Here is a 16889-nt window from a genome sequence, read left to right on the forward strand (position 1 = left end):
ACATATGGTTCACCTCGTTCTGAGAGCCTACTCTAAGCGTAGGGCTTGAGAGTGAGGCGGACCATATAATTAGCCCCGTATAGCCCAAGGCTGTCAAGCGGACTATAAGGGGCAAACAGAGCAACTAGGATCACTGCTCTGCGATGGTGTCTGGAAACGACAATTAGAAATCGCCTCCGAGATAAATTCTAGGAATTTCTTATCTTGTTTTGTCAGCGAAATGTCACGACTGGTTACCATGCAGACAAGCTTATTTTTTATTTTTGAACAATAGCTTAGAAAGCCAGCGGGCATTGTAGGAATGGGCTGAAATGCCTTACGGAGGGTGCAAAAAAGCTCGCGATATAAGCGAGCTTTTTGTCATTTAAAAGCAGGATTAATGCTTGCGCTGCGGGCCGTGACGAACGATGTCTTTTCCGTGTTCGTAAACGTGTTGAGAAACCCAACGTCCAAGAACTAATTGATGCTTTTCGTCCAATACTGCAACAAATGGACGGCCATCAGTGTTGGTTGTTGCTAATGCTACGCCAGCGACGCCTTCAAGACCTAGCGCGCCACTTTCAATTAGATGTAGGAAAGCTTCTAGCTCTTCCAATGTTTCGATAACGTGATTATCAATGTTCATTATCTTCGATCTCTTCGAATTGCAGATACTCAATGGTCGCGTACTCTACCTAACTTACCGTTAGAAACCAAGCTAGGATTTGCTCAGCAGAACATTGCTTTGCAAGTTCAAGATAGGGGCTATCTCCAATTTTACGCTAAATGTAAGTCGCGGTTTTGTGCAGTTCATTGCCGCGATGTAATAATACTTGGCTTTGTGACGCTAAGTTATTGTAAATTCGAGTCTCAACCATTGAATTTTACTATCAAGAGAAAATAGTCCGATGAAGAAAGTGTTAATGACAGGTTTTGAGCCATTTGGTGGTGAATCCATCAACCCTGCTTTAGAAGCAGTAAAGCGACTTGATAGAAAGAAACTCGATGGCGGCGAGGTGATGATTTGCCAAGTGCCCGTCACACGTTATGAATCTATCGATACCGTGGTTAACGCGATTGAGCAATACCAACCAGATATTGTCATCACAGTAGGGCAGGCAGCAGGGCGTGCAGCGATTACTCCAGAACGTGTGGCAATTAATGTAGACGACTTCCGTATCCCTGATAATGGTGGCCATCAACCAATCGATGAGCCAGTAGTTCAAGATGGCCCAGACGCTTACTTCACAACGCTGCCCATCAAGGCGATGACAAACGCTTTACAAAACGCGAGCATTCCATGCCAAGTATCAAATACGGCAGGGACGTTTGTATGCAATCACCTGTTTTATGGTATCCAGCATTACTTGCGTGATAAATCGGTACGTCATGGCTTTGTGCATATTCCTCTTTTGCCAGAGCAAGACGCTTTAGGCAACCAGCCAACCATGTCGTTGGATGTGATTGTTGAAGGGTTAGCGCTCTTGGCTCAAGCAGCGATTGACAACGAATCTGACATTGGAGTCAGCGCAGGCCAAATTTGTTGATACACAAGCCAAATTCAAATCCTTAGATGAACGCCGAGCACCATTAAGCTCGGTGTTTTTGTATCTGTTAAGTCGCTCAAATTTTGTGGGGTATGAAAGGAGTAGCATTGAATTGTGAAATGGATAAGTAACACCGATTCACTTTGATCTCTCGTTCAAATAAGGCGAACTATCATGAAAAGCAATAGAAGTAAGATCATTGCACTTTCCTCTGCGGTTGTTTTCGCTTTGGCTATTGCCGCTTTAAAATTTGAAAACACCCTCGGACTGCTTCCAATCCTTGTAGCGATTGTCGCGTTTTTTACTTGTGTGATTCACACCAGCATGCACCTTTCTGGTGTTAAAAATGCGGATGCATTTGGTTATTACCAACAATCTCAGCAGACAAAAGCGAATGAGTTGCATAAAGGCTTAGACCCTCGCGATAAAAAGCGTTGAAGCAAGCCACATTCTCCGTATACTTTGGCAAAAGCATTTAAGCACAAGCTTGTCGGAGAAGAGCATGTCAAATCGAGTACCAACCAATATACTGACAGGATTTTTGGGTGTCGGTAAAACCACCGCTATCTTGAATTTATTGAAAAACAAACCAGAGAACGAGAACTGGGCTGTGTTAGTCAATGAGTTTGGTGAAATTGGTATCGATGGCGCGATGATGACTGACCAAGGCGCGATGATCAAAGAAGTGCCGGGCGGTTGCATGTGCTGCACGGCTGGCGTGCCTATGTCTGTTGGTATTACGGCTTTGCTGCGCCAGAACCCTGACCGTCTTCTTATTGAGCCGACGGGCTTGGGCCATCCAAAGCAAGTAGTTGCGACGCTAACGTCTGAGCAATACCAACCGTATGTGGATCTTAAAGCGACGATTGCGCTGGTGGATCCGCGTAACCTAAGTAACGAGAAGTACCTTTCTAACAAAAACTTTGTTGATCAGCTTGATAGCGCAGATGTGGTCATTGGTAGCAAAGTTGACCTGTGTACAAGCCATGATATTGATGTTTTCAATGACTGGGTGACAGACCAAACGCCTTCTAAAGTGTTCAGTAAGCTGATTCACGACGGTGACTTACCGATTGAAGTGTTAGATATCGAACGGGTGCACGGCAGTGCTTCTTCTCATATTGAAGCGCATCATCATGATCATGCTCACCAAGAGCCTCAATTCCAACTACCTCCGGGTGAAGCTTTCATTCGTAAAGAGAACAAAGGGCAGGGTTACTTCAGCTGTGGTTGGTTGTTCGGCGCGGAATACTCATTCAATTTTGATCAACTGTTCTCCATGCTATCTGAGCTAACTGCTGAACGTGTGAAAGCCGTGATGAACACAGACCAAGGTTGCTACGCGTTTAACGTGGCGAATGGCGTGGTTTCAGTCAATGAAATGAGCCTACAGGGCTTCGAATCACGCCTTGAGGTTATTGACTCTCAATTGATGCCTTGGGACCAGTTGGAAGCGCTTCTACTAAAGCTTTGTGACATCTCAGAATAGACACCAACCAAGATGGAACAAGGCCTGAGTGGATACTCGGGCCTTTTTTATTCGCTTTCACTGTTGAGACGATAGAAAATTTTTATCGATACGAACCTATTTATATGTGATTTGTATCACTATAATTGCCGGTTTTATCACTAGGTAAGAAACCGGAGACCACTTGAATTCTACCTTTACTTTTTCTGAGTTGAAGTTCTTTTGCTTACGCTTTATCGCGATTTTCTTTCTGCTCGTTGCGGTATTTGGCGCCATCATTCATTACGATAAGTCTGCGTCTGAAGAGGCAGAAAAGAGCAACATCCGTGTTCAACAAAAAGCACTGTTAGAAGGCAAGAAGCAATACATCGAGTGGGTAATGGGCTCCGTGGTAAGAGAAACCGCTTTGTTATCCGACATTATGGAAGCGAGAAAGGTGTACGACGTGGTGGCATTGTTGCCTGTGGCCAAGCGCGATGTTGAACTCACAAGGCTGAGTACCATTTTGGAAGCAGTCAGTCAGCGTAAAGAAGTGTATGACCAACTTCGTTATCTCGATTTGGAAGGGAATGAAGTGGTTCGTATTAACTTTAACGATGGACACTCACAGGTCGTACCGACCGAGCAGCTACAAAACAAAAGCCACCGTTACTACTTCAATAAAGCATTGCAGCTAGGTTGCCGAAAGATCTATGTATCGCCTTTAGATTTGAATGTTGAGCATGGTCAGATTGAAGTACCGCTTAAGCCTATGATTCGTCTGGCCACTCCTGTCTTTGATGAAAAAGGGCAAAAGCGTGGCATCGTCGTGGTTAACTATCTTGCGAAATACCTAATGGAAGGCATGGCGTTGTTTAATCTCGATATGGGAACCAACTACATGTTGCTCAACAAAGACGGTTATTTTTTGTTTAACAAACAGCGTCGCGATTCTGAGTTTGCATTTATGTACAACCAACGAAGTGATGAGACCATCTACAGTGTATTTCCAGAGTTGGCCGAAAAAATTCGCAATACGTCTACAGGTCAGATCGAGACGGATAAAAGCATCATGACGATCGAGTCCGTTGGTGCTGTTGATCGCATCAATCCATACTGCTTTCAGGACTACCACGTTAGCGAAAACAGCTCGACGGCATGGAAGTTAGTTTCTTATGTTGATTTTAGCGAAAGTGGTTAATGCAGGTTGGCGTGGTATTGAGCATTATTCTGGCTTACTTTATTGCGCGTTTCCAACTGCGAGCCTTCGCCGATAATCAACGTATCCACTACTTGGCACACCACGACAACCTTACTGGTCTCGTTAACCGTGGCGCATTTCAAAATCAAGCGACGAATACGCTGGATCAAAACTTAAAAGCAGGAAAAATGGTGTGCTTGATCTACCTCGACCTTGATGGTTTTAAGTTCATTAATGATGAATATGGGCATTCAGCAGGAGATAAAACCTTAATTCATGTAGCATCTGTAATGCATCGCGTATTTGGTAGTAAAGCCTTGCTGGCACGCCTAGGCGGTGATGAGTTTGCTATTTTGTTGAGCACCCAAGAGCATATGCAAAATCCTGAACACTACGCGGCATCTTTGATTCAGTTGATTCAAGATCCAATTGAAGTGTTACCAGGGACCTTCCATCAAGTGACTACCTCGATTGGCGGTTGTTATACAAAAGGGCAAGATTGCACACTCGATGAGCTAATGCATCAAGCTGATATGGCGATGTATGAAGCGAAGAAGTCAGGTAAGAACCGTTACTACTTTATAAAATAATCAATTCTAAAAGTAAGGCACATACTGCGAAAGAATTCCAATGCGCCTTAACTTTAGAAATGGCTAAAAACCATTGCTTAAAGCTCTAGCGATAACATCGGTACCGTTGCTTGATACACGATAAGTTGATCTTTTTCTAGAGTGGGTTTGGTGTCATCAACACGGTCAATGCCGAGGTTCTCCCGAACGTGTTTTTGGTCAAGGTCATAATCGAGGTAACCTGATTTGACCTCTACGTTAGTCGGTAGGACGGCTACCGATTTCACTTTTCCTGACCAATTCATTAAAGCGCCTGCTGCATTCACGTTGAATGAGAGGGCGATTAGCGTTAACGATAATATTTGCTTTTTCATGATAACCTTCCTTGTTTATGTTGCATCTTTGTATCGACCAGTACAAAAATTCTTTAATGCTAATTATTGACAGGAGTGATGAGACTCACAGTTCTTTATTTAAAGTAAAGAAGGCGACCGGACCGCGAAAATGATTAAACTTGGGAGGGATTATGGATGAGAATTAAAGTGACAAAAAGAAGATAGGCTGCCACTCCTTGGCAAACCGATTACAGGTCTAGAGCCAACATAGGAACGTTCGCGTCAGCGATGATGATCTGCTCCTTTGTTAGGTTAGTTACTGATAAATCAACATGCTTTCCGTAGAGAACAAAGTGTACGGTTTCTTTCTCGACGGTAATATTAGCGGGAACTTGAGCGATCGAAGGTACGACGCCCGACCAGCCCATCGTCGCGGTAGCGCTGTATGAATTTAAAGAAACCATTGCGAGAGCCAACAAGCATTTTTTCATGATTCTATTCTCTATAGTTAAATTGGTTAGGTTGATTAAACGCGCGCAGTGTATGCCTATAAGTGCACAACTAGTTTGATATATATCAATCGGTAGGCATTATGAAAAAATATTTTATAAAAATGCTAATTTATGTATGAAGAAATGACCTAGGCGCAAAGCCCAAAAAAAGGTGACCTTTTTTTGCAGATTAGGTATTGAAAAAAGTGAGATAAATCACTTGAATTCGGGTATAGTGCACGGCTAAATTTTCAAAGCTATCTAGTGGTTTGTTTAAGGAATACGCTCAATGTCATTTTCATCTCAAGGTTTTGCGCCAGAAGTGGTTAAAGCACTGGCAGAATGCGGTTATGAGAAGTTAACGCCAATCCAACAAAAGGCGATTCCAATGGCTCGTCGAGGCCATGATATTTTCGCTACTGCACAAACGGGTACGGGTAAAACCGCAGCCTTTTCTTTGCCAATGATTCAACGTTTGCTCGATAGTGGTCGTAACGCGTCTCGTAAGACGGCACGTGCACTTATCATGGCTCCGACTCGTGAATTAGCAGAGCAAATCGCTGATAACATCAAAGCTTACACTAAGTATACGAACCTCTCTGTTGCGGCTATTTTTGGTGGTCGCAAGATGTCATCACAGGTGACAGCATTAGAAAACGGTGTGGATATTCTGGTTGCAACGCCAGGACGCCTAGAAGAGCACATTGAACAGGGTAACGTTTCAGTAGCAAACATTGATTTTCTTGTGTTTGATGAAGCAGACCGAATCTTGGATATGGGCTTTATCAATGCGGTTCGTAAAATCATGTTAGATGTGGATACCGACCCACAGATCATGATGTTCTCAGCAACAACCTCTAGCCAATTGAACGTTCTAGCAAGAGACATTCTACGTAAGCCAAAGCGTATCGAAGTAGAACGAGCGAATACTACGGCCCAAACCATTGCTCACGTATTGTACCCAGTAGACCAGGAGCGTAAGACAGAACTACTTTCTGAACTGATTGGTCGTAAAAACTGGAAACAAGTGCTGGTTTTCGTCAACTATAAAGAAACCGCAAACGACGTAGTAAAAGAGTTGAAGCTGGATGGCATTAAAGCGGTGGTTTGTCATGGTGACCGTGCGCAAAGTGCTCGCCGTCGTGCTCTGGAAGAGTTCAAAACAGGCAAAGTACGCGTAATGGTAGCGACGGACGTTGCTGCTCGTGGTTTGGACATCGAAGATCTACCTCACGTAGTCAACTACGACATGCCATTCTTAGCAGAAGACTACGTTCACCGTATCGGTCGTACTGGTCGTGCTGGTAAGCAAGGTCATGCCGTGTCGTTTGTTAACCGTGAAGAAGAGTTGACGGTTGTACAGGTGGAAAACCTAATCCAGCAGCATATTCGTCGAATCGAACTAGCTGGTTACGAACCAAAACAACGTGAAGCTTACATCGAGAAGTTGAACTCAAAACCGGCATTCAAAAATCGCCAAGGCCGACGTAATAACCCGAACCAATCGGCTACGGACCAAGGCTCAGCAGAACGTCGTTTAGCGATGGTGAAACGTTTGAAAGCACGTCGTTCATCAAACTAATCATCGTTTATTGAAAAAGAACATTCTACGAAAAGCGCCCCTCAACCGAGGGGCGCTTTTTTATCTATGAAATGAAGAGGTTAATTCATCCCTATAAAATTGGGTTCTCCTCGATAGATGATACGGTCATTACCACGATGAATGCCAAAGGTAACGACCGTTGGCGGGTTATCTTCTTCTTTATTGGTCTTATCCCAATTGTATTTCAACCAAGGTAAGTTATTGCCGCCACTGCTTAGGTCTAAATGAAAGCGAACCTGTTCTCGTGCAGAGTCCACTTGGCTTGCGACAAGGTCATACGTTCTGCCTGCTAGCATCGTCCCTTCGCCAGATAGCTTGGTGTTATTTGGTGAAGAATTCGACCAAATAGGGGTTCTGGAGTGATGTTCTCCGTTGGCAGTGGTTGCGCTGTCTTCAAAGTGCGTCACAAAGCGGCTACCTTGCCAAACTTCGACGTCAAGTGGGACCTTGATGGTCATACCTTGGTTGCCGCCAACGTCTTTAAAATTAAGCCTGCCAAAGCGGATATCCGGTTGTTCTTTTAAGATATGTCGGTCATCAAAGAAGTGTATTTCATCGACGACGTTTGTGTGAGTTAGACCTATTTCACTCTTTGTTGATTTTGAGTCTTTATTGAATGGGCCATCTGGATACTGACCATCAGTCGCATCCTTCTCCCAGCAAGGGCTATTGTCACAATTCGCGTTGCCAGTAGCTTTTTCAATTGTGAAACTGCCAACACTTGCGTCACCCACCAAGTTCCACTCAACCGAGTGCGCTGCTGGTGGAATGAAACGGTCTACGTAGTCACTCAATTCGCCCAAATGGAAGTGTTCTCGAAGACTGGCATCGAAATACACGTAATTCTCGATGTCTTCTTGTTTGGCATTAAGGGCGACCACGTCATAACGAACCTCTTCAAATGGTTGATTCATGTAAATGAAGTTTTGTTTCGTCGGGTACGTCCATTCTGCCTCTCTCACCTTAAAGTATTTGGCGTAGAAGCGACCAACATTTCGAAAGCCAGTGTTAACCGTCATATCAAGGTACTGACTACTTAAACTTGCTTTGATCTTTAGGCTGCCAACTTCTTCCCAGTACAAGCCGGAGAAGGTGTATTTAGAGTTCTCACTCTCGGTATGGCTGCGAGTGAGTGACAAGGTACTTTCCAGTAACTTCTCGGATTGGTTTGCTGTTTCGGTCGGTGTCTTTTGTTTACTGCTTAATACGATGCTTGCCGAGGGTGCATCTTCCAACATAAAGTTGCCAGTAACATCTGCATCGCAATAACTCTTTGTATTTACTTCACCAGTAACAGAGCCACCACTTTGCCAAATGATGGGTTTAACGGTCAGTGAGAAGTGTTCTCCAGCGGCAATAAATCCAGGACCACTTTTCGAAGTACCAGAAGCTAGTGTGGTTGAACCGTCGCAAATGGCCAGTGTCCATGGTCGAGATTTGACATCAAATGTACCTTCAACGTATACAGAGCCATCATCTGGACATTCTGCGAAACCTAAGCACTCGAATCTATCGGACATTTTTACAGAGAACAATCCGGATTCATTCGTAATTAAGCCGTGACTCGAGACACCGTCTTTAAAATCTGCAGAATAACTAAAGTTGCCTTCGCTGCCACCTGCGGGTTTGATCAGAGGATGAGTGATTTGAGGTTTGCCATCATAATTGGTTGCAATGACTTGCTCACCAGTAGTTGCACACGCCAACAAGCGAGTGTCCACGGTCTGCGATTTACCAGCAATGACGTGGATTTCTTTAAGGCTACTCAGGTCCTCAGCGTAGGCTTCGAACATATATGGCGTAAACATAAACTGGACAGTCTGCATTTTGTTTGTGTCGTCCACCATGGTAAAGGTGAGGGTATAGTTTGCATCGAGAGCGATAGCATCAATGTTGTTAGGGACGACTTTTACTATCAGCGTACCGTCATCTTTTGAGATAAAGTTGTTGTCATCAATTTTCTGTTTTCCTTCGACCATTTCAAGCGTGAATAGGTCAGGATGAGAGAGAGTAGCCAATACTTTAGCGCTCGTTACTTCATCATTGTTGGTTGTAGTCACGGTAAACTGAGGGAGTTCATCACCACACATTAGTGCGATGTCTTCTGTTGGTGTGACGATAAGGTCGAAATCGTCATAACTCGGTGGGATTAACTCGCAAACAGGGACTTCTTTCTCTGGGCAATTTCTGGTTGCATATGAGCAGTTTTGATCATCTTTTCCGCAGTATTGAGCGATGTCGTTGTTGACTCGGTGGGCTTCTATTTTCCCACACACTTGGCCGATACCATCCACAAAACTTGCAGTATGAAACGCTTTAATAGCATTATATTTTGCATAAACCGAAGTATTGTCTAGCGTGATGTTTGCACCTTTGGATTCTATTGCACCAAAAACATCGGTATTTGAAAGCGTTAGATTTTGTAAAGAAAAGAGGCCGCCGACAATAACATTCTTGTTCGCTCCAACTTCTACTAAACCGCCTGACGACCAAACATCTCCGCAGACTTGAGCGTTCTCAAGCTTGAGGTTTTGACTTGCAGTTACTTGACCATTGACAACGTTGTAGAGGCCTTTTAGCTCGACAGTCATGCCTCTTGAATCTACATCACCATCGATAAGTACGTTTTCAAGTGAAATCGTATAATCCGTTTTTACATCGCCATAAATGTATGTGTAGTCAGTTTCGTGGTTGGCATTGCTAACTATTACGCCTTGGGATAGGGATTTTATACCTATCGGGTTTTCTGGAGAGCCAATGCTATTTCTACCTTTAAAGTTCAAGCCGGTAAAAGCACGAAGCTGAATCTTGGTATCTTGGGTGTTGATTATTTGTTCATCTAGCTCAAGTGTTATGTTTCCATGACAGTAGTACGCTTTATCATATTTTTGGTCGGTAGGTTCTTGTATCTGTATCTTCTCTGGGCAAAAACCGAGCTCATCACCGGTTTTAATGTCAGCTAAATCAAACACTGTTGCCAGAGCGTAGGGGGAAAAAATAGATGCGAGTGTGATGAATATTTGTTTTAGCATCATCAAGTATCCTAAATCTAGTGGAACTTAATGGCACCAAGCGAGTGTGAGCAAAAGGCTCATCGAAGTTAAGTTTGCGGTTTAGTTTTTTATAGTATGCCCGCTTAGTTATTGAACTTTGGTTGCTTTTTATTCGTATGTCATACCAAGTTTATATGAGTCTATTAAAACGTGAATGTGATCTTAGTTCAATAGTTTTGGTGGGTATGTGTCGCACTTTTAGCGTATCAAATTGTTAGAAAATAATAAGAAAGGGTTATATGTAACCAAACTGATAGAGCCAACACCTTAATGTTGGCTCTGATGTAGAAGCACGTCTTATGCGGCATGGTCGATTAAAGGAGCCATTTGATAAAGCTCTTGGAGAATCGCTTTCGTTTGTTTCGAATAGACAAGACGATCTTTGTCTCCGACAAGTTGTACCGCTTTTACCTTTCCTGATACCAGACACAAACGAATCGTACGAAGAACCATTTGTATATCCAGCGCGGGTGTTCCATCTAGACTGTTTTTTGTCAGTAGTGATGCCAAATCAATTGATATGACGATCTGATCACAATGGTCTAAATAGCTTCCGACTTGTTGCTTGAGGTGATTGCGGTAACGAAAGGTAAATTCGCGGTCGGTAACCCAATCACACCCTTGATCTTCGGCATAGTCCCAAGCTTCTTGTTTGGTATCTTGCTCACTCGCGCCAGCAAAGAACATGCGGACATTTGGGTAGCGTGACAGCGCAAAATGAAAAGCGGAGCCAAGGCGAGGGTCTAGTGTCGGTTTTAGGCTCATTCGGTGCCCGATATTTATGATGCCTATTTCGTCATTATCGCAAACCACAACTGGCAACATGGATAGAATGGCTTCGGTACAATTCGATAAGACAACCGGTATTGAGTGGCGCGAAAGAGACAAGCTTAATGCCTCTTGAAAATCGCCACTCTCAATCTGGGGATGGGAAAAGTGCCCAAGGTTTGCGGCTGAGCCTTGATCGTGTTGTTGATAGAGCCAGTCACTGGCATTCTCTAAACTTTGATCGGCTAAATCAAACGTGCCACTGCTCATCGGGGCTAAATGCTCACAAACCGTCATAAAAGAAAAAGGGTAATGGTGGACGGACTTATGAGCTCGATGAAGTTTGTAGCGTTTGAAAAAGCCTAACATGATGAATTACCTTTCTGGCGGCAACGCTCTCGCTGCCTGCAACACATGCAAAATGATACGCTGCTTATCCTTTTCGACCCGGTGAGCCGGAGCCATTACCGAGACTGCGCCAATCAATTTACTTCCTTTCATGACTGGTGCGCTAATGCCAGAAACACCAGGATCGATTTCTGATGTACTGACAGCGTATCCGTTCTTACGGATGGTACTGAGCTCTTGTTCCCATTCGCTGAGGCGATGATCTTGCCCAAAATGACGCAAGATTTTTTCGCAACGGCTTTGAGGCATGAAAGCCAGCATCACCTTAGATGAGGCGCCACGAAGCAATGGTTGACTTTGACCCTGGACGTAGCTGCATCGAAGCGCCTGCATACTCTCTTTCTGTCTGACACAAAGCGCGCGGTAACCAGAAGGCACCATGTAAGCGGCCATTTCGCCTGTTTGTTGAACTAGGCGAGCTAAAATGGTTTCCACCATATCTAAGCCATGTTGTGCGGTCTCATAGCTATGCATTAGCAACAAAGCGGCTGGGCCGACTACAAATGTCTTGTCGTGGACACTTTCCTCTATCAAGTTCCATTCTTTAAGCAGCTTTAAATGTCGATAAAGACTACTCAAAGGAACAGCCAGTTGTTCACTGAGCGTTTTCGCAGAGACTGGGAATGGACTAACTGCGACTTGCATGAGCAATTGCAGCGCCTTTTCGTTTACCTGATTAGCGTTGGCTTTGTTTGTCGTCATGAGCATGTTGTAACGTGATAATGGGTATGCAACAACTATAATTCTTAAACGTTGAGAAAAGGAAAATAATTGGGATTGAATATTCTCATATAATGAGAAAAAGCCATATTAATGTTTTTCCTTTAAGAGGAGGGCTCGCCATTTAAGCATCAGGTCATGATTTTTCTTCCTGCAGACTTTACCTTTACCTACTGGTTAAATTAGCAATTTTTGTGTGAATTCCCCTTCACAGATCGCATTCCAATCAAGAAAATTGGTAAACTCTGTCTCTCAAATGAGCCATGTATCAATAACTCATTGTTATATTTGCGGCTTTATTACTTGTTAACCATACTCAATCAGTGGATAGGTTCTTGGCGGTTACTTTTGAAGTGGTTTCTTAAGTGGCTGATAGGGAAGCGTTATTTGTATTTTGTTTGTAAGTTTGATTGAGAAGAGATTATTCCTCGATGATAAATAAAGAGCTTTTGAAAAAAGCCATCATTTACTTGCTCCCGCTGCCCCTTATTGTCGCGGAAGTTTTCTATTTAGCGCATCAAAGTGTTCAACGTAACCTTGACCATATTCTTGATAAAAATCTGCAAGTTGCGGATGAAATCCTGTTTCAAATAGAGACAGAAAACCGGACAGCATTGATCAATCCGGAGCGTTGTGAAGCAATACAACAAAATTTAATGTTTGAGAGACACATTGACGAGACCTTGATTGTAAAAGATGGTCAGATCATTTGTTCCTCGAAACTGGGATCAATGAATCGTCCGATGGAGAACTATGTTCAGCTATATCGCAAAGGTGAACTTACGCTAGGTCATATCACTGGCTATGCTGACCAAGTCTTATTTCTGATCACCCCCAAAGAGGATGCACCGGAATACCAAGCCGTTACTATCGTGGATAGAGACTACTTTGGCGCGACGATTGGTTATCGTAATGATGTACGTTTAAAGCGTTCGGCTATGTTTGTTGGTAAGGATTCTGCGCCCAAAGATGCTTCTATGCAGGGAGAAAACGCAGTATCACTTGGCTACTCTAAGTTGTTTGACTACGAGGCTCTAGTGGAAGCCAGCGATTTTTACGTTGAGCAGAAGCGCTTTTCATATGTGATTTCAGCGCTTCCAATATTATTACTCTTTTATCTCTTAATTTTCTTAGTAAATCGCTTCATCGATCCTCAGCGAAGTTTAGTTTCTGACTTACGCAAAGCGATTAAGAAGCGGGAGCTCTTATTGCATTACCAACCTCAAGTAGATTCGAGTACTGGTAAAACGTTTGGCTATGAAGCCTTAGCGCGTTGGCCTCACAAACAGAAGGGTTTTATTTCTCCTGATGAATTTGTACCTGCGGCAGAAGAGAGCGGGTTGGTGGAGATGCTAACTGATTTCGTATTAGAAAGAGCGTGTGAGGATTTTTCTCAATTTAAGTTCGAACAGCCAGTCCATCTAGGCATCAATGTCCCACCAGGTTATCTTGCTGGCGCTCACGTAATAAGAAAAATCGAGACCATTCATCGGAAACTGAAACAATACAATGTTGAGATGAGCATTGAGATTACCGAGAGGCAATTGATTGATGGGGAGGCAAGGTGCCATATTGCGGCGCTCAGGTTACATGGGATTCAGGTGTTGATCGATGACTTTGGCACAGGGCAAACCGCATTGGCAGTTCTGCAACATATGAAGGTCGATTATCTGAAAATTGATAAGTGCTTTGTTGATACCATCGGGATTGACAGCGTTAATTCCACGGTATTGAATGCAATTGTTAGATTGGCTGAGGATCTACATGTCGATCTGATTGCAGAAGGTGTCGAAACTCGGGAGCAAGCAGCACACTTGACGATGTTAGGTGTGAACCTACACCAAGGCTATTTCTATGCTAAACCACTTCCTTATTCGGAAGTGGTTGGTTCTCAGTAAATGCTTACTCAGTACTCCCTTTATAGCATTGAGTCTGTTCGTCGAATCTGAATTCTAGATAATTCTGAATACTCTCTAAGCCATCTTCCTGATAGTGAGAAACATATAGGAGCTGGCTTAGGTTTTCTTTTGCAACTAACTCAAGGGTGTTTTTTACCAGCACTCGACCAAGGTAATCTAAACCTTGGTAGGGCTCATCCAGTATTAACAACGTTGGTTGTTTTACAATCGCTCTAGCTATTAAGAGCAAGCGCTGTTGACCATATTCCAGTTGTTTGAACGACGTTTTCTCATACTGCTCCATATGCAAGATTGTCAGCCACTCTTTAGCTATATTGAGTTCTTTCTTACTTGGTTTGGAGTACAACCCAATTGAGTCATAAAACCCTGATAGAATGACATCTAGTGCGCTGCAATTGACTCGATATTGCAGATGTAGTGCGGAAGAAACCATGCCAATGTATTGCTTGATTTCCCATATGGTTTCGCCAGTACCGCGTTTTTTACCAAAGATCTGAATATCATTACTGTAACACTGAGGGTGGTCACCAAATATCAGCCCTAATAACGTGCTTTTTCCGCAGCCATTCGGTCCTTTTACTTGCCAATGCTGACCTTTGTCGATACGCCAGTTCAAGTCGGTGAAAATGGTTTTCTCTGTATACTCGACCTTGCCGTTTTTTAGCTCAAAGATGGGGTTATCGAAGTGAGTTGAATGTTGGTGTTGGCGAATCAACGTCATCATCTCTTCGCTTTGTTTTTCTGACTGTGATTTGATCTGCGCTATGACAGGGTGTAGGTCCCAGCTTTGCTTATCCATGGTGCTATCAAGCTGGCCTGCGTTGAACAGCGCAATACGTTCTATCCAGTCAGGCATGTCAGATTCACGAGAGAAGGTAATCAGCATTTGCACTGATTGAGAAAGTGTTTGAAGGTAAGCCGCCAATGAGGCGCGGTGAGCGACATCCAAACCAGTAAACGGGTTGTCTAGCAACACTAAGTCAGGCTTGGTCGCTAGCGCTCGGGCAAGCATAACGCGTCGTGTTTCACCCGTTGAAAGCACTCGAAAACCGCTTTCTGCTAAATATAATAAGTCGAGATCTTCAATCAGAGCCTGTGTGAAGGCTTCATCTTGGCAGACTTCAAAAATTAACTGGTAAACGGAACTGCCCTGGTCAATACGGTCGAGAAAGTCGGTATCGTCCTTTTCTATCTCCAGTTCCAATAATCGTTGTTGCTCAGAAAGGGAGACCTGAGCAATATGACAATCTTCGATGTTCAGTTTACCTGATTCAGGTTTAATCTCACCACACAGTAAGTCACCAAGCATCGAACCAATATCGCCCTCAGAACTGAATATACCCCAAGATTGCCCGGCTTCAATCTGCCAATCGTCGATAGAGAGAGTAGAAGTGTTTTCCTTTGCAGTAAGCTGATGAAATTGAATCGGCATTGTGTCTGTCTTCCATGATTTATTGTTATCTTGCTCCTAGTTATAACAAGTCTTGAGTCTGCATAGAACGAATTGATGTGCGGATTTTTTCGTCGATTGCGATAAGTGCGGAGTTGGTCAGTAAATCTAGAAGAAGGTGAAAGGGAAGAATATGTAGTGGGGGAGCAAACCACTAGGGATTTAGAAATCCCGTAATGTTCCAAGCGCTAAAACGACGAAAGCCCGTTGATTTCTCAACGGGCTTTCTAAATGTGGCGGAGAGATAGGGATTTGAACCCTAGATACGCTATTAACGTATGCCGGTTTTCAAGACCGGTGCTTTCAACCACTCAGCCATCTCTCCGTTGCGGAACGTATAATAGGGTGAGTAGAAAACGTTGTAAAGTATTGATTTCATCTAAAAGAACTGTTTGCGCGTTTTATAGTCACACTTCTAGAAGGTGAACATCACAAATTACCGTAGAAAAGATGATTGTTACGATATGTTGTAGAGTATTTACTTTATGTTGTGGTTACTTAATAAAATAGTGTTTTATTGCTATCTTAATGAAAAATAAGAATTAAATGACTTTGAGTATACATGTGTTCGCCCGAAAGTATTTGCAACATAGTGTGAGTTAATTCAAAATTAACTGGTATAGCCAGTTGTGCTTGAATTTATCGAAGGGTTTTTATGAAAGTCACGAATCTATTTAAAGACAAAGTTGGTGCGATCTCTGCTCACCAATCAGAGTTTATGAATTGGATGTCTCCAACGCTACGCGATTATTGGGGTGACTTTTTAGGTCGAGCACAAAGCAATTTTCTTTTTTCTAAAGTACGTGATCATCAGCAGCCTGCTGTGAATGAGGAAGTGATTTCTCAACCTGATCCAATTGTCCTAAAACCAGAAGCACAAGTGCTTTTCGATGAGTTGAGCGACAAGGTTGGTGAGGTGATCCACGTGGGTGATTGGGTTCATGTTTCTCAAGAACGTATCAACCAATTTGGTTCGGTAACGGAAGACATGCAATGGATCCACACCGATCCAGAACGTGCTTCAACAGAATCACCATTTAAAACTACGATTGCTCATGGTTTCCTGACGCTGGCGCTTTTGCCGAAGCTGACAGACTCTGTTGATCCAGAAAAACCAATGTTCCCAACAGCAAAGTTGGTCGTGAACCTAGGTTTAAACCAAGTACGTTTCCCGTACCCTGTGAAGGCGGGTAACAATGTACGTGCATCAAGTACGCTTACTAAAATCACACCAATCAAGAAAGGCCTTGAGATTGAGCGTGAAATCAAAGTAGAAATTGAAGGTATTCGTCGACCTGGAGCGGTAGTTGTTTCTGTGATTCAGTTGCATTTCTAATTGGAATAAAAAGATTCAAACAAAAAAGAGAGCTCAACTAGGCTCTCTTTTTTGTATCTGCGG

General features: G+C 43.4%; 13 protein-coding genes, 1 tRNA gene and 1 pseudogene. 7 read left to right on the forward strand and 8 right to left on the reverse strand.

Features of this window, described 5'->3' with window-relative positions; translation table 11 throughout:
• Positions 1-376: 376 nt before the first annotated feature.
• On the reverse strand, positions 377-625 hold the full coding sequence (locus OQJ86_RS07160) for a hypothetical protein (protein WP_038869647.1): 249 nt from the start codon (positions 623-625) through the stop codon (positions 377-379).
• A 262-nt stretch (positions 626-887) separates the two neighbouring features.
• On the opposite strand from OQJ86_RS07160, the gene pcp reads away from it, so the two are divergent.
• The 4 genes and pseudogenes from pcp to OQJ86_RS07180 all read left to right on the forward strand — a co-directional run bounded on the left by pcp (position 888) and on the right by OQJ86_RS07180 (position 4764).
• Positions 888-1526: a pyroglutamyl-peptidase I gene (gene pcp / locus OQJ86_RS07165; protein ID WP_265987332.1), complete on the forward strand. Its 639-nt coding sequence runs from the start codon at positions 888-890 to the stop codon at positions 1524-1526.
• 174 nt (positions 1527-1700) lie between these two features.
• Positions 1701-1964, forward strand: a complete 264-nt coding sequence (locus OQJ86_RS07170; protein WP_265987333.1) for a hypothetical protein — start codon at positions 1701-1703, stop codon at positions 1962-1964.
• A gap of 64 nt (positions 1965-2028) precedes the next feature.
• Complete coding sequence (locus OQJ86_RS07175; RefSeq protein ID WP_038882276.1) at positions 2029-3015, forward strand: CobW family GTP-binding protein; 987 nt, start codon at positions 2029-2031, stop codon at positions 3013-3015.
• A 163-nt stretch (positions 3016-3178) separates the two neighbouring features.
• A pseudogene (locus OQJ86_RS07180) lies at positions 3179-4764 on the forward strand (diguanylate cyclase domain-containing protein).
• Positions 4765-4841: 77 nt separating this feature from the next.
• Here the strand turns inward: OQJ86_RS07180 and OQJ86_RS07185 are convergent.
• Positions 4842-5117, reverse strand: coding sequence for a hypothetical protein (locus OQJ86_RS07185; RefSeq protein ID WP_265987334.1), 276 nt, complete (start codon positions 5115-5117; stop codon positions 4842-4844).
• 209 nt (positions 5118-5326) lie between these two features.
• Complete coding sequence (locus OQJ86_RS07190) at positions 5327-5569, reverse strand: hypothetical protein (RefSeq protein WP_265987335.1); 243 nt, start codon at positions 5567-5569, stop codon at positions 5327-5329.
• 289 nt (positions 5570-5858) lie between these two features.
• Here OQJ86_RS07190 and OQJ86_RS07195 point away from each other — a divergent pair, with 289 nt between their 5' ends.
• Entirely contained in the window at positions 5859-7151 is a 1293-nt protein-coding gene (locus OQJ86_RS07195; RefSeq protein ID WP_038869656.1) for a DEAD/DEAH box helicase, read from the forward strand.
• 80 nt (positions 7152-7231) lie between these two features.
• On the opposite strand, the gene OQJ86_RS07200 is transcribed toward OQJ86_RS07195, so the two are convergent.
• The 3 genes from OQJ86_RS07200 to OQJ86_RS07210 all read right to left on the reverse strand — a co-directional run bounded on the left by OQJ86_RS07200 (position 7232) and on the right by OQJ86_RS07210 (position 12103).
• Entirely contained in the window at positions 7232-10207 is a 2976-nt protein-coding gene (locus tag OQJ86_RS07200) for a DUF6701 domain-containing protein (RefSeq protein ID WP_416236446.1), read from the reverse strand.
• 315 nt (positions 10208-10522) lie between these two features.
• Entirely contained in the window at positions 10523-11362 is an 840-nt protein-coding gene (locus tag OQJ86_RS07205) for an arginase (protein WP_038869659.1), read from the reverse strand.
• A gap of 6 nt (positions 11363-11368) precedes the next feature.
• Positions 11369-12103, reverse strand: coding sequence for an IclR family transcriptional regulator (locus OQJ86_RS07210; RefSeq protein WP_038869667.1), 735 nt, complete (start codon positions 12101-12103; stop codon positions 11369-11371).
• 449 nt (positions 12104-12552) lie between these two features.
• On the opposite strand from OQJ86_RS07210, the gene OQJ86_RS07215 reads away from it, so the two are divergent.
• Positions 12553-14019 carry an EAL domain-containing protein gene (locus tag OQJ86_RS07215; protein ID WP_265987337.1) on the forward strand — a complete coding sequence of 489 codons (1467 nt, stop codon included), beginning with the start codon at positions 12553-12555 and terminating at the stop codon, positions 14017-14019.
• A gap of 4 nt (positions 14020-14023) precedes the next feature.
• Here the strand turns inward: OQJ86_RS07215 and OQJ86_RS07220 are convergent, their stop codons facing one another.
• Positions 14024-15472, reverse strand: coding sequence for an ATP-binding cassette domain-containing protein (locus tag OQJ86_RS07220; protein ID WP_265987338.1), 1449 nt, complete (start codon positions 15470-15472; stop codon positions 14024-14026).
• Between the two features lie 252 nt (positions 15473-15724).
• Positions 15725-15815: transfer RNA gene (locus OQJ86_RS07225), tRNA-Ser, on the reverse strand.
• A 330-nt stretch (positions 15816-16145) separates the two neighbouring features.
• Between OQJ86_RS07225 and OQJ86_RS07230 the strand changes: the two genes are divergently transcribed.
• Positions 16146-16826 (forward strand): MaoC family dehydratase, encoded by a 681-nt coding sequence (locus OQJ86_RS07230; protein ID WP_265987339.1) that lies wholly within the window; start codon positions 16146-16148, stop codon positions 16824-16826.
• The last annotated feature ends 63 nt before the right edge of the window (positions 16827-16889 follow it).

It is taken from the genome of Vibrio sp. Sgm 5, from assembly GCF_026241575.1.
Lineage (GTDB): Bacteria > Pseudomonadota > Gammaproteobacteria > Enterobacterales > Vibrionaceae > Vibrio > Vibrio jasicida.

Bases quoted from the DNA above. Each gene is read 5' to 3' on its own strand.
- OQJ86_RS07160 (WP_038869647.1), bottom strand. From the start codon at position 625: ATGAACATTGATAATCACGTTATCGAAACATTGGAAGAGCTAGAAGCT.
- pcp (WP_265987332.1), top strand. From the start codon at position 888: ATGAAGAAAGTGTTAATGACAGGTTTTGAGCCATTTGGTGGTGAATCC.
- OQJ86_RS07170 (WP_265987333.1), top strand. From the start codon at position 1,701: ATGAAAAGCAATAGAAGTAAGATCATTGCACTTTCCTCTGCGGTTGTT.
- OQJ86_RS07175 (WP_038882276.1), top strand. From the start codon at position 2,029: ATGTCAAATCGAGTACCAACCAATATACTGACAGGATTTTTGGGTGTC.
- OQJ86_RS07185 (WP_265987334.1), bottom strand. From the start codon at position 5,117: ATGAAAAAGCAAATATTATCGTTAACGCTAATCGCCCTCTCATTCAAC.
- OQJ86_RS07190 (WP_265987335.1), bottom strand. From the start codon at position 5,569: ATGAAAAAATGCTTGTTGGCTCTCGCAATGGTTTCTTTAAATTCATAC.
- OQJ86_RS07195 (WP_038869656.1), top strand. From the start codon at position 5,859: ATGTCATTTTCATCTCAAGGTTTTGCGCCAGAAGTGGTTAAAGCACTG.
- OQJ86_RS07200 (WP_416236446.1), bottom strand. From the start codon at position 10,207: ATGATGCTAAAACAAATATTCATCACACTCGCATCTATTTTTTCCCCC.
- OQJ86_RS07205 (WP_038869659.1), bottom strand. From the start codon at position 11,362: ATGTTAGGCTTTTTCAAACGCTACAAACTTCATCGAGCTCATAAGTCC.
- OQJ86_RS07210 (WP_038869667.1), bottom strand. From the start codon at position 12,103: ATGACGACAAACAAAGCCAACGCTAATCAGGTAAACGAAAAGGCGCTG.
- OQJ86_RS07215 (WP_265987337.1), top strand. From the start codon at position 12,553: ATGATAAATAAAGAGCTTTTGAAAAAAGCCATCATTTACTTGCTCCCG.
- OQJ86_RS07220 (WP_265987338.1), bottom strand. From the start codon at position 15,472: ATGCCGATTCAATTTCATCAGCTTACTGCAAAGGAAAACACTTCTACT.
- OQJ86_RS07230 (WP_265987339.1), top strand. From the start codon at position 16,146: ATGAAAGTCACGAATCTATTTAAAGACAAAGTTGGTGCGATCTCTGCT.